Origin of the sequence: Flaviflexus massiliensis, assembly GCF_001375495.1 — a bacterium.
In the GTDB taxonomy this organism is placed as follows: Bacteria; Actinomycetota; Actinomycetes; order Actinomycetales; family Actinomycetaceae; genus Flaviflexus; species Flaviflexus massiliensis.
Map to the genome: position 1 here is coordinate 442,893 of NZ_LN831058.1, position 12,111 is coordinate 455,003.

At 57.3% G+C, this 12,111-nt stretch carries 10 protein-coding genes; 5 read left to right on the plus strand and 5 right to left on the minus strand.

Annotation, left to right across the window (positions count from 1 at the left end):
• Positions 1-25: 25 nt before the first annotated feature.
• Together grpE and dnaK are read right to left on the minus strand one after the other, a co-directional pair.
• Positions 26-649, minus strand: coding sequence for a nucleotide exchange factor GrpE (gene grpE, locus BN1241_RS05885; RefSeq protein ID WP_054952754.1), 624 nt, complete (start codon positions 647-649; stop codon positions 26-28).
• Positions 646-2,496, minus strand: coding sequence for a molecular chaperone DnaK (dnaK, locus tag BN1241_RS05890; RefSeq protein ID WP_054952755.1), 1,851 nt, complete (start codon positions 2,494-2,496; stop codon positions 646-648). Before dnaK ends, grpE begins: the two co-directional genes overlap by 4 nt.
• 525 nt (positions 2,497-3,021) lie before the next feature.
• On the opposite strand from dnaK, the gene BN1241_RS05895 reads away from it, so the two are divergent.
• Positions 3,022-3,804 (plus strand): MarR family winged helix-turn-helix transcriptional regulator, encoded by a 783-nt coding sequence (locus BN1241_RS05895; RefSeq protein ID WP_054952756.1) that lies wholly within the window; start codon positions 3,022-3,024, stop codon positions 3,802-3,804.
• Between the two features lie 305 nt (positions 3,805-4,109).
• On the opposite strand, the gene BN1241_RS05900 is transcribed toward BN1241_RS05895, so the two are convergent.
• The gene (locus BN1241_RS05900) at positions 4,110-5,360 is read right to left on the minus strand and encodes a serine hydrolase domain-containing protein (protein WP_222704406.1); all 1,251 of its coding nucleotides are present in this window, start codon (positions 5,358-5,360) and stop codon (positions 4,110-4,112) included.
• Between the two features lie 301 nt (positions 5,361-5,661).
• Here BN1241_RS05900 and BN1241_RS05905 point away from each other — a divergent pair, with 301 nt between their 5' ends.
• Positions 5,662-6,279, plus strand: a complete 618-nt coding sequence (locus BN1241_RS05905) for an SRPBCC domain-containing protein (protein ID WP_077138306.1) — start codon at positions 5,662-5,664, stop codon at positions 6,277-6,279.
• Here the strand turns inward: BN1241_RS05905 and BN1241_RS05910 are convergent.
• Entirely contained in the window at positions 6,276-7,175 is a 900-nt protein-coding gene (locus BN1241_RS05910) for a LysR family transcriptional regulator (RefSeq protein WP_054952758.1), read from the minus strand. The genes BN1241_RS05905 and BN1241_RS05910 overlap by 4 nt on opposite strands.
• Positions 7,176-7,429: 254 nt before the next feature.
• Between BN1241_RS05910 and BN1241_RS05915 the strand changes: the two genes are divergently transcribed.
• Positions 7,430-8,635 (plus strand): MFS transporter, encoded by a 1,206-nt coding sequence (locus tag BN1241_RS05915; protein WP_054952759.1) that lies wholly within the window; start codon positions 7,430-7,432, stop codon positions 8,633-8,635.
• 128 nt (positions 8,636-8,763) lie between these two features.
• Here BN1241_RS05915 and BN1241_RS05920 read toward each other — a convergent pair whose 3' ends face one another.
• Positions 8,764-9,369, minus strand: a complete 606-nt coding sequence (locus tag BN1241_RS05920; RefSeq protein ID WP_054952760.1) for an LppA family lipoprotein — start codon at positions 9,367-9,369, stop codon at positions 8,764-8,766.
• Positions 9,370-9,889: 520 nt separating this feature from the next.
• Between BN1241_RS05920 and BN1241_RS05925 the strand changes: the two genes are divergently transcribed.
• Positions 9,890-10,237 carry a hypothetical protein gene (locus BN1241_RS05925; protein WP_077138397.1) on the plus strand — a complete coding sequence of 116 codons (348 nt, stop codon included), beginning with the start codon at positions 9,890-9,892 and terminating at the stop codon, positions 10,235-10,237.
• A 3-nt stretch (positions 10,238-10,240) separates the two neighbouring features.
• The gene (locus tag BN1241_RS05930) at positions 10,241-12,091 is read left to right on the plus strand and encodes a hypothetical protein (protein WP_054952762.1); all 1,851 of its coding nucleotides are present in this window, start codon (positions 10,241-10,243) and stop codon (positions 12,089-12,091) included.
• The last annotated feature ends 20 nt before the right edge of the window (positions 12,092-12,111 follow it).

Sequence of the window (12,111 nt, forward strand, 5' to 3'; positions counted from 1 at the left end):
GCGAAAGCCCGGCACACCATCATGATTACTGCGGGGAGACCACGCCGACCCGTGCGGGGCGGATGATCTTCTCACCCATCCGGTACCCGGGTTGGATCAGGGTACCGACCTGCTCCTCGGTCACATCCTCTGAGGGGGTGTGCATGAGGGCTTCGTGGATGGCGGGGTCGAAAGCATCCCCTTCGGCACCGTAACGGACGAGCCCGTAGTTGGTTTCGAGAGTGTTTTCGACCTTGGTTGCGATAGCCCCGGCGGGGCCTTCGAGGTCACCGTGCTGGCGTGCGAGTTCGATGTCGTCAAGGACGGACAGGAGGTTCTCAATCACGGAGGCGATTCCGGCCTGCTTCTGGTTTACACCATCGGTCTTGGACCTGCGAACGAAACTGTTGTACTCCTGGGACACGTTGTACGTGTCGGCACGAGCACGCGCCAGCTGGTCCTCCAAGTCCACAATCTTCGCCTGAGCTTCCAGCAGCGGGTCGACCTCCTCGGCCACTTCGTCACCCTCGGGGGCTGCAGTGTCCTGCTCCTCCGGCGTGGCGTCAGCAGTTTCGGGTGCCGGCTCCTGCTGGGTACCATCCTCCTGCTCAAACTCGGGCTGGCCAGCGTCCTTCGAGTTCATCTCGTCGGGCGACTGGTTCTCGCTCATTTCTGATCATCCTCTTCGTCTACAACTTCAGCGTCAACGATGTCGTCCTCGTCGGCTGCGGGAGCCGGCTCGCCTTCGGCGGGTGCCTCGGAGGCCGCCTGGGCGTAGATGGCTTCGCCGATCTTCTGGGACTTCTCGGTCAGGTCCTGCTGAGCGGCCTTGATTGCCTCTACGTCTTCACCTTCGAGAGCGGTCTTGAGAGCATCGGCTGCTCCCTGGACGTCGGAAACGAGGGAGTCGTCGAGCTTGTCCTTGTTCTCTTCGAGAAGCTTCTCGATCGAGTAGACCTGCTGTTCGGAGGTGTTGCGGAGCTCAGCTTCTTCCTTCCGCTTCGCATCCTCAGCTGCGTGCGCTTCGGCTTCCTTCACCATGCGGTCAATCTCCTCCTTGGGAAGAGCCGAGCCACCGGTGATGGTCATGGACTGTTCCTTGCCGGTTCCGCGGTCCTTGGCGGACACGTGGACGATGCCGTTCGCGTCAATATCGAACGTGACCTCAACCTGGGGAACGCCGCGGGGCGCGGGTGCGATGCCCGTGAGTTCGAAGGTACCGAGCGGCTTGTTGTCGCGAGCGAACTCGCGTTCACCCTGGTACACCTGGATCAGCACCGAAGGCTGGTTGTCCTCGGCGGTGGAGAAGACCTCGGAACGCTTGGTCGGGATCGCGGTGTTGCGCTCGATCAGCTTGGTCATGACGCCACCCTTGGTCTCAATACCGAGGGACAGCGGGGTCACGTCAATGAGGAGAACGTCCTTGCGGTCGCCGGTGATGACACCGGCCTGGAGAGCCGCACCAACGGCAACGACCTCGTCCGGGTTCACGGACTTGTTCGGCTCCTTGCCACCGGTCAGTTCCTTCACGACATCAGTCACCATGGGCATGCGGGTCGAGCCACCCACGAGAACAACGTGGTCGATCTCGGAGAGCTTGATACCAGCATCCTTGATCACGTTGTTGAACGGCACCTTGGTGCGCTCAAGCAGGTCACGAGTCATTTCTTCAAACTTTGCTCGGGTGAGCTTCTCATCCAGGTGGAGAGGACCGTTCTCGGTCATCGACAGGTACTGGAGGGTGATGTTGGTCGAGGTGGCGGAAGAAAGTTCCTTCTTCGCCTGCTCGGCAGCTTCCTTCAGGCGCTGAAGAGCAATCTTGTCCTTCGACAGATCAACACCGTACGAGTTCTTAGCCTGACCAACCAGCCAGTCAACGATCTTCTGATCCCAGTCGTCGCCACCGAGTCGGTTGTCACCGTTGGTTGCGCGAACCTGGATGGTCGAGAACTCGTCCTCGTCCTTGCCAACCTCGAGGAGGGACACGTCGAAGGTGCCGCCGCCCAGGTCGAAGACCAGGATGAGCTCATCTTCCTTGCCCTTTTCAAGGCCGTAGGCGAGAGCAGCTGCGGTCGGCTCGTTCACGATACGCTGCACGTTGAGGCCGGCAATCTGACCAGCGTCCTTCGTTGCCTGACGCTCAGCGTCATTGAAGTAAGCGGGAACCGTAATAACGGCGTCCGTGACCTCTTCACCAAGGTAAGCTTCAGCGTCCTTCTTCAGCTTGCCAAGAATGAAAGCCGAGATCTGCTGAGCCGTGTACTTCTTGTCGTCAATGTCGATCGACCAGTCGGTTCCCATGTGACGCTTAACCGAAGAAACGGTGCGATCAACGTTGGTGACGGCCTGGCGCTTGGCGATCTCACCAACCAGAACCTCACCAGCCTTCGAGAAACCAACGACCGACGGGGTGGTGCGGGTACCCTCGGCGTTTGCGATAACGGTGGGCTCGCCACCTTCCAGGACGGTGACCACCGAGTTCGTGGTACCGAGGTCAATACCTACTGCACGTGCCATAGTTACTACTCCTTTTCTGGGCTTATGCCCTCACCGCCGTAGCGGCTCACTAACTTTTCCTACTCAAGTGTGCGCCAATCAGAAACTTATGTCTAGTCAGCTACCCATTTCTTGAGTCCATCTATATCAACTTTGGATTGAGAGAATTTATTCCCCGCCGACACAATTAGCTGCAAAACCAAGGAAATTAGCGGCACACGCCCACCAAACACTCCCCAAGACCATTCTTAAGATCGACAAATATCTCACAGTGCTCATGCAACACTCTCACAGGCCGCACTCAGACTCGAGCCCAACCCGAAAACCCTAGATCACCCAACACACACCCTCGGACAACACCCCTCGCACCCCACAGCAACGCCGGCACCCTCTTAAGAAACAGCCCCACCCCAACCCGAGCATGAGTGACCAGCGCCATGTACGCAAATCAACAGGTACCTGTTGCATCTTCAAAATAGGTGCTTTACTATTTTCAGCAGGCGCCTGATAGACAGGTTCCTGCAGATCTTGAAAGGACTACCTCGTATGAATAACGACGAACTCTATAAGAAGTTTCGATACGCCACTCATCTCATGAAGCCGCGTCCCCCGAAGCCTGGCGGACACGGACACCCCCATCACCCGGTGGAGGATCCCACGAGGGGCCAGGGACGGATCCTCGCAGCACTGAAATTGCAGGACAGCATCCCGACCAAGGATCTTGCCTTTATTTTGGGCATGAGGGTCGCATCCCTCAACGAGCACCTCTCCAAGCTCGATGCAGCCGAACTCATTACTCGTGAGCCCTCCCCCGAGGACAAGCGCATCATGCTCATCAAACTGACAGAGGACGGGAAGAAGGTGGAGCAGCTCCACCCAGAAAAGCCCAATCCCTTTGAGAAGCTAAGCGAGGATCGGATCGAACAGCTCGATGAAATCCTCGACCTCATCATTGATCACCTCGAATCACAGAACTCTGATAACGAGTTCCTCGCCCCCTCAGATACTGACGTCACCTCGTGGAGCGAGCGCGCCCGCGCCCGCATGGGAGACGACAGGTTCGAGGCATGGCTGGAGCGAATCTCCGACTATGCTCCCGACGGTCCCGGACGCAACTTTGGCCCCCGCGGCCGCAGGCACGGAGGTCCAGGGCTCCGCGGCCACGAACACCACCCGCACCACCGCAATCAGCACGATGGGCCGAGCAGGTTGGGTGAAGGTCCCGGTAATCACGGATTCCCCCAGGAACACAATCGCCAGCACATGAAGGGCGAACCAGGCCTGGGCAATCGCACCGACCACTCGCTCGACAACAACGCTGACGCGTGATGCGGGGTGAGGTGTTGGACCGGCCCAGCCTGTTAGAGACTGCCCGCATCCACGTCTTCTCAAATTCAATATTCAGAGTGCGGCCCGATATCGGGCCGCACTCTTTTCTTCTCCGCCCAGTCATGCCCAGGTATGACACCCGAGCGATTGCGGGGTTGAGAAAGCGCAAGTTCAGGACACTGAACGAGATCCGTGAAAGTGCCGCACGTAGAATTACAGAAGAATGTGCCACCCTCTGTGTACCGCTAAGGGTGGCACATCCAGTTCTTCGCTAGTCGAGCACTCGTTCTTTCACCAGTTCTTGCTTAGTCGATCACTGCAGCATTGGCTGCCGCGATGATCCGAAGGTTGTGGGGTAGCGCCCCATCAAAGCCCGGGGTCGACATGGTGAGGATGACGGTGTCCTTATCGGGATTATTGACAAACTTCGTGCTGAAGAAGCCCTGCCAGCTGTAGGCACCCTTGCCACCGAGGTAGTGGATGGAGCCGGCCGGAGCATTGACATCCTCCTGGATATCAAGCTGGTAGCCCCACTTGTTCTGGGTGAGCTGCCAGTTGGTGAGGTCGCCGATCTGGTTCGTGGTCATGAGTTCTACTGCCGCCCGGCTGACGATGCGAACACCATCAAGCTCGCCCTTGTTGAGGAGCATCTGAGCAAAGCGGAAGTAGTCCTGCACAGTGCCATGCAAGCCTCCCGCACCACTGAAGTAGGTCTTGTGCTCGGAGAACGTGTAGTCCGGTCCAAGATTGCCGAGACCGAGCGGGGAGGTTCCAACCTGCTTCTCATCCTTACCAGCCCAGTACACGGCAGCAATCCGGTCCCGCTGGTCTTCGGGCGGGAAGAACCACGTCTCGTTCATACCCAAAGGCTTAAAGATGTTCTCCCGCAGGTAGGTGTCGTAGTCGACTCCGGACACGATTTCTACCAGTCGGCAGAGCGTATCCACGCTGTTGTTGGAGTAGTCGAATGCCTCACCGGGATGGGACATGAGAGGCATTTTGGCGAGAATGTCGATGTTGGATTCGAGGGTAATGGGAGGAGCGTTGAGGTCATCCATGAGCCCAGCTTCTGCATAGAACTTGGGAACAACACGGTAGTTCTGGGGCGTGAACAAGTCGTACCACCAGGAGTTGGTCATGCCGGCGGTCATGGACAGCAGGTGATGAATCGTGATCTCAGTTTTCGGAGTCACCAGCTTAACCTCGCCCCAGTTATCCAGCTCCGCCACCTTCACGTCAGCGAAGGCCGGGATGAACTTAGAAATCGGATCCGAAAGCGAGATGAGGCCCTTGTCCCACAGCTGCATGACAGCAACCGCGGTAGGAACCTTGGACATCGAGGCTAGACGGAAGATGCTATCGGTCTCCATCGGCACATCCTCATCGGCCTTACCGAAGGCTTTGAGGTAGCAAACCTTCCCGTGCCGGGCGACGAGGACCACCATGCCCTGGTAGGCATCCTCCCCCATGTGGGTCTCAACAAGCTTGTCGATATTGGCGAGATAGTCGCTCGACATCCCCACACTTTCGGGGTCAACTGTCTCAATCTTGTTCACGTTGTCTCCATTCTCAGCACGCCAATGTGCCGATCCTCAGGCCCGCAAATCACTGCATTCGCGGAACATTCCCAACGGTATGCCATGGCTCACATCACGGTCAACGAGTTGATTGAGGGTTGAGAATCCGCTCAAAAACTCTCTCACGCGCCCGCTAACCGGTTCACCAAAGCTGACCCACGAGATCGCCAACGGTATACGCCGAGCACGCCGAACTACCCCTCTACTTAGCTACTCAAGTATTGCCCTGTCGCTACGATCGGTAGGCTGGAAGGTAGTCGACCCATGTCCGGGAGGAACCATGAGCTTTAAAGAACAGGTCCAGGCAGTTACACGGAATACGAGCAGGCACGGGGATGTGCATTCTGTCGAGCTTCAGCAAACATTTGAGGCTGACACGTCTGCGGTGTGGGATGCACTGACGAGCCCGGATGCCATGTCCCAATGGTTTGATGTGCTGAGCGGGGATCTCAAACAGGGCGGCAGGTACTCTCTTGAAGGCTCCCAGCATTCCGGAACGATCAAGACCTGCCATGCTCCCAACAGTCTTGTTGTGACGTGGGAATACGGTGATGATGTCTCAACCGTTTCACTCTCCCTCTCCCCCACCGGATCCGGAACACTTCTCAAGCTTGTTCACGAAGTTGCGGACAACGAGCATTGGGAGAACTTTGGTCCCGCAGCCACCGGCGTGGGCTGGGATGGGGCATTCTACTCACTGTGGCTCTACCTTCAAGGAGATTCTCGGTCCAATCCTGAAGAGATGGCACAGATGGCCACGTCACCCGAAGGTCTTGAGTTCATTACCGATACCGCCAACTCCTGGCGCAATGCTCACATTGCATCGGGTGAGGACCAGGCGAAGGCGGAGGGCATGGCCGAGCGCACGGCAAAGTTCTATCGGGGCGAAGAGTTCTAGTTCTCGCCACCCTCCCCATATTCCTCAACCGTTTCGCGAATAAAAGCTGACACGGCGGGGACCTTGGTGGCATCGGGATTCCATACGAGCGCGATCTCTCTCGTGTCCGCCGCCGTCAGTGGAACAAACACGGCACCGGGCACGTGCAGGGACGGATCATCAACGGGAAGAACAGCTACGCCGATTCCGGTGGAGGCAAGCCCAGCATGGGTTGCGAGAGCTTCCGACTCCATGACGATCCTGGGCGTAATTCCCGCTCGCTGTGCCAGCCGATCGAGGATGTTGCGGGTGGTGAAGCCAGATGGGGCTGCCACGAATGGTTCTCGCGCAACTTCCGCAAAATCCACACTCTCCCGGTTTGTGATCGCGTGCCCTTCGGGGACAACGAGAGCCATGGCTTGCCGGTGAACGGTGACCACCCGGAGGTCCCCCAAGAGATCCGGCATGACATCCGGTGCGCACAGTGCGACATCGAGGGATCCTTCGATCAATTGCCCAACGAGGGTTTCGGCCGTGTCTTGGGACAGGATGGTGTCGATGCGGGGGTGGCGGGAAAGGAAGCTTCTAAGGATCCTGGGAGCGAGCCAGGGTCCAAGCGAAGGCATGAAGCCAAACCTGATCCGACCTATCTCCGGATCCATGAGCCTGCGAATTTCTTCCTCACCACGGTCGAGGCTGCGCACGGCTTCCCGGATGGCTTCCGCGAGCGCTCTGCCTCGATCGTTGAGTCGGAGCGATCTGCCAACCCGGTCAAAGAGTTCGGTTCCCACTCTCTTCTCGAGTCGCGCGAGCTTCCGTGAGAGCGTGGGTTGGGGCAGGTCAAGCACGTGAGCAGCATCTGACAGGTGCTCACAGTCTGCGAGTGTGAGATACCAGGAATAATCGGATGACAGCATCCAGTTTCCTCTCCACTTATCAGCGAGATTCCTTACTCATGATCTTTTTGCATGAATAATCGCAAGTTTCAACATTGTACAACATGAGTGTTATATAGGACCGTGGTGACATGACGTTGATTGGGAAGTTACCAGCAGAAACCACGCGCGCACAGGTAAGTACTTCACCTTCGCTCTCCCGATCTTCCCTATCGGACCTTTCTCGATCGGACTCGCCACTCACAAAGAAGGAAGCTCCTTCAAGCAACAAGGTAATGAATATCCAGAAGGGTTCGGGTGGGCTGAGGCGGGGCGAGCCGTCCTATCACCGCGCGGTCATTGCCCTCTTTGCCCTCGGTCTTGCTTCCTTTAATGCCATCTACTGCACGCAGGCACTCATGCCCGCACTGTCCGAGCACTTCGGTGCGAGCCCGGCTCAAGCTGCATGGACAGTGAGCGCCACGACCGGCATGGTTGCTCTCGCCATTCTGCCCACCTCGATCCTGTCGGAGCGCTTCGGCAGGGGCAGGGTCATGGTGATGTCCTCGCTGCTGGCAGTCGTTGTAGGCCTGGCACTTCCATTCGCCCCAACGATCGAATGGTTGATTGCTGGGCGCGCACTGCAGGGCTTGGCGGTTGCTGGCGTGCCCGCCACGGCAATGGCTTGGCTTGCGGATGAGATCAACGGGATTGATTTGCCCCGCGCCATGGGCCAGTACATTGCCGGCAATACTCTTGGCGGATTACTTTCTCGCCTGATCCCGGCCGGGGTCATGGAGTTTGGCCCGTGGCGGTGGGGATTGGCCGCAAACATGATGTTCGCTGCCGTGTGCGCCGTTGTCACGGTGGCACTCATGCCAAAGCAGAAGAGATTCACGCCGAAGAAGCTCACCATCAAGCGTGAATTGAAGGCGATCTGGAATCACCTCACGACACCGGTCATGCTTGCCCTTTTCTCGATTTCCTTCCTGCTCATGGGCTCTTTCGTGTCCCTCTACAACTACCTGGGGTATCGACTGATCGCGGACTTCGAATTCTCCCCGGGTCTCGCCGGCTCCATTTTCATCATTTACCTCGTAGGCACGGTGACATCGGGATGGGCGGGAGGCGCCGCCACCAAGCATGGCCGCGGACCGATCCTCATACTCGGGATCCTCTCCTGCATCATCGCACTCCCCCTGCTCCTGATCCACAATCCTGTGACCACGATCGTGGCTACAGCACTCTTCACGGGCGGGTTCTTTATTGCCCACGCCATCGCCTCCGGATGGGTCAGCGCATTGGCACACGAGGACCGTGCCGAAGCCACGGGACTCTACCTCACCGCTTACTACCTGGGCTCTTCTCTACTCGGAGTGATCTCAGGGCTGGTCTTCCACATACTTGGGTGGGGTGCCATGCTCGAATTCTTGGGTCTGATGGTTCTAGGAGCGGGAGGTTCTGGCATGTTTGTTGCCAGCCGCCTCAAGCAGGTGGCGTAAAAAAGTTTGCGACCCCAGAATCGTAAGAGCCAACACCAAATGACCTATATGCCCCAAAAGCATAGTTACTCTTAGTGGGTTGCAAATAGGCTCTTCGCGAAGCTGACTATAGGAAGTTACTGAGCGGCCTAGGCCTGTTCGGCCTGGTTCCCCGCACTGGTCAGGTCTGGGAAGTTCAGGTCGGAGTCTGCTTGGCGCTTGCTACGGTGTTCGGTGTTGTCGGATTCGCTCCAAGGCCGGCATCCCGTATTCACCTGCATGATCAGCCCCTTGCCCTTGGCCATGGTCAGGTGAACGTAGCCACCATCGGCTTCGTTAAAAATGTCGACATAGAACCATTTTTCGTTCGAGGAATCAACAACACTGTCATAGCCAACGGGCTTCACCAGTTCTTTGACGATCTCGAGTACACGCGGGAAGTCCTCATCGGTGACATCGAAGGTCAGCCCCTCGTCGCGCAGAGTGTAGCGACCAGCGTTTCCATCCGACTGGCAGGTAGCGAAGTCTCCTTGCTCGTAGCTGGAGCTGCTGATGTTCTGCCAGGACTGGGTTCCAATAACTTCATCGATCCGGTCACGGACACGTACCATGACGTCCCGGAGATCTTGATCGGCAACGTCAATGGTGACGCGATCGAGGAAGGGTTTTTGCCCATCAAAGAACAGACCGTTGTCGTCAAGCATCTGCGAGTGTTCCCATCTGTAGACGTCTTTCTCGAGTTCGACCTTATCCATGAACTATAGGGAATCCTTTCTGAAATGGCCTGACAGTGCGAATTACTCTGTCAGCTTGAAAGATTTACCAACCGTAGTAGATACGAACGATCTTTCACCCCAGCCCAAGCTGAAGCCCAAGACAAACAATCTTTGATCAGCTTTGGGTCTTAATGAGCGCAGGTCAGTCATTGGCGCAAGGTCCGCTCTAGCATCGAGTTCAATCGGGGATGTCTCCCTTGGCAGCCCCGGAGCGCAACCCTATTCGCCTTCAACTAATGATTGGCACGGATGGGGAGCTAACCCCGACCGGTAACTCAGTCAGCAGTTCCTCTCCCTCGTATTTTCTTGTCTCCCCATCTTTTCCCGTGTTGACGGGATTAACTTGCGATACCAGGCATCTCCTCGGAGCAGCTTCAGAGTCTTATTGACAAGTAAGTGGTTGGGGAGCGCTACGCGCGATACTCCTTTCGTCGGGCACATCATTCAAATAGAAAAGGAGTGTTGGAGAAGCAAAAAAGGGACATTGCAGTGGATTGGTATGGAAGACATGGTAGCCGTTGATCGCGAAGCGCTTGGCATTAGTGCAATTCAGGCTTGGACTGATGCTGAGACCCTGGCGAACATTGCCTCCGGCATTCAGCCTGTCATCAACGTCATTGGCCCATCGATCAGCGAGCTTCCTGCGGGACGCATGACCGGCGGAGTCGTGGATCTGCGAAACATGATCGGCTGCTTCCTGGAAACCATGCTCATGGTCATCAATGAATACTCCGACGCTGCTGCACTTCTTGGGTCTGGGCAGGAAGAGGCGATGCTCGACTATGACGCAACAGAGAATGACGCCTCTTCAGCCTTTGACTTCCTCACCCAAGAAACGGGTGGCTAATTCATGACCGACGGACTCACCCAATTCCCTTTCGTACCCGGATCAGAATCAGACATCGACTCCCTTGGGGAGAGCATTGCCAACATTGGCGAAGCCCTCCTCTCCACCCAGATCGCATCGGCAGGTGCGGGCAATATCCCCAGTGATTGGCTCGGTAATGCCTTCGACGCCTATGCCTCAACCATGGTCTCCTATCAGGGTCAGCTCATTGACCTACCTGGAGATTTCTCACCCGTCCAGACCGTCATCAACTCCTACCGCTTACTCTTCACGCCCACGAACACTCGGATTGGTCAGTTGCAGGAGGACTGGAATACGGCGCACCAGGACTTCCGAACAGAAAAAGCTGAGCTCGATGCCTTAGCCGGAACTCTCACACAGGCCGATTACGATACTCACCTCCAAGACCTCGTGCAGTCCCGTGACCTTCACCTGTCCGAACTGAACGAGTCTTACAGCCAGGCGCTAGAAGACTTGAATGAGGAAGCCCAAACCCAGGCAAACACGATCCTGTCCCACCTGGATTCGATCATCAGCCCCGAAGCTCGCCTAGCGGGGCGTGTCGCAGTGTCGACCGAGCTCTTTAAGGACATTCCCCTGCTCGATGGGGCAAACGAGTTCGCCTACTTCGAGCCCTACGCGGAGGAGGCCGCGGCTCTCCGTGAAGAACCCCTCACACTGGAAACGACTGCGGAGTTCAACGAGAAGTATGGAGATCTCATAGAGAACCCGTTCTTTGCCAACCACCTCATCGAGAAGTTGGGGCCCGAACAGCTCGCCAACATCCTGCCGCAGCTGGACGACATGATGGAGTTGGCGGACGGCAATACCGGTCTTGATGGTGCCGGAGAGCCGGACACCTTTGATCCGAGCGAAATCAATGAGCTAGCCACCGGCATTGGCTCGGTCATGGTTCTTGGTACGGGCGGCACCAATGTGGCCGATCCCGCGAGCGCCGAGGCCTTTGACACGGTTAAGGATCGCCTTGTCTTCTCGGGTGGCAGGTCCCTCGTTGCTGAGCAGGCGCTGACACGTGAGTTACTCATGGAATACGGCAATACTGTTCTCAATGCTCCGGAAGAGCCGGATGCTGAGTGGAATCCGTACTACGGGAAACACGGCTACGACTATTTCATCACTGCCATGGGTGCCGCGGCCACAGCAAACGATGGCCTCATTGTTGGGGAAGAGTTCCTGCTTGGGAACGGAAATCCCGGCTCCTCCATGGCGCAGGACATGCTCGCCTGGGAGAAAGAATACGGTGGTTCCCGCCTCGAGGATCCCTCCCGTGGCCCGTGGGCTTCCGGTACGAATACGAGCTTGTTCGGTGAGGCTCGCGTAGCGAACGGTTACAGCAACGCTGGCCAAACCCTTGCTCCGCTCATGGACTCGGTCACGGTCGATCAGAACGGGCCCCACGCCGAGTGGGCGGTGCAGGAGAACGAGGCTCGGGCCGATGTCGTGCGAACTTTTCTTGCAGGGGATACGGAATTCCTTGACGAGAACATGAATCTGGCAAGGTACATGACCGGTCACCGCGAGCTTGGTTTCGAGTGGACCGATGGGGGGGGGAGATCTTCAGCAATATTCTCCTCGAAGCATCCGACCCCGCGCTGGATGAGGTCCCGGTTGAGCCCGGTCCGGACGCTAGCCAGCCCGAATGGGATGCTTTCGAGGCCGCGAAGGAAGCGTGGCTCGAGGACAATCGCGAGGCCGGTGTCGTGGCACTGGGGTTTGCGGAGGGCTACCAGGATGGTCTCAACAACAGTGCGGGGGTTGAGGGAGAGTCAGGTTTCGCATTTCGCAGCGGTGAGGAGCACTACGGCACCCACAATGCTGAAATCCGTGCCGTAGCAGATGAAATCCTCGCACCC

What these genes read in the sequence shown, in the direction of transcription:
- BN1241_RS05930 (WP_054952762.1), top strand. Translation starts at nt 10,241, where the DNA reads ATGACCGACGGACTCACCCAATTCCCTTTCGTACCCGGATCAGAATCA.
- dnaK (WP_054952755.1), bottom strand. Translation starts at nt 2,496, where the DNA reads ATGGCACGTGCAGTAGGTATTGACCTCGGTACCACGAACTCGGTGGTC.
- BN1241_RS05920 (WP_054952760.1), bottom strand. Translation starts at nt 9,369, where the DNA reads ATGGATAAGGTCGAACTCGAGAAAGACGTCTACAGATGGGAACACTCG.
- grpE (WP_054952754.1), bottom strand. Translation starts at nt 649, where the DNA reads ATGAGCGAGAACCAGTCGCCCGACGAGATGAACTCGAAGGACGCTGGC.
- BN1241_RS05910 (WP_054952758.1), bottom strand. Translation starts at nt 7,175, where the DNA reads ATGCTGTCATCCGATTATTCCTGGTATCTCACACTCGCAGACTGTGAG.
- BN1241_RS05905 (WP_077138306.1), top strand. Translation starts at nt 5,662, where the DNA reads ATGAGCTTTAAAGAACAGGTCCAGGCAGTTACACGGAATACGAGCAGG.
- BN1241_RS05915 (WP_054952759.1), top strand. Translation starts at nt 7,430, where the DNA reads ATGAATATCCAGAAGGGTTCGGGTGGGCTGAGGCGGGGCGAGCCGTCC.
- BN1241_RS05925 (WP_077138397.1), top strand. Translation starts at nt 9,890, where the DNA reads ATGGAAGACATGGTAGCCGTTGATCGCGAAGCGCTTGGCATTAGTGCA.
- BN1241_RS05895 (WP_054952756.1), top strand. Translation starts at nt 3,022, where the DNA reads ATGAATAACGACGAACTCTATAAGAAGTTTCGATACGCCACTCATCTC.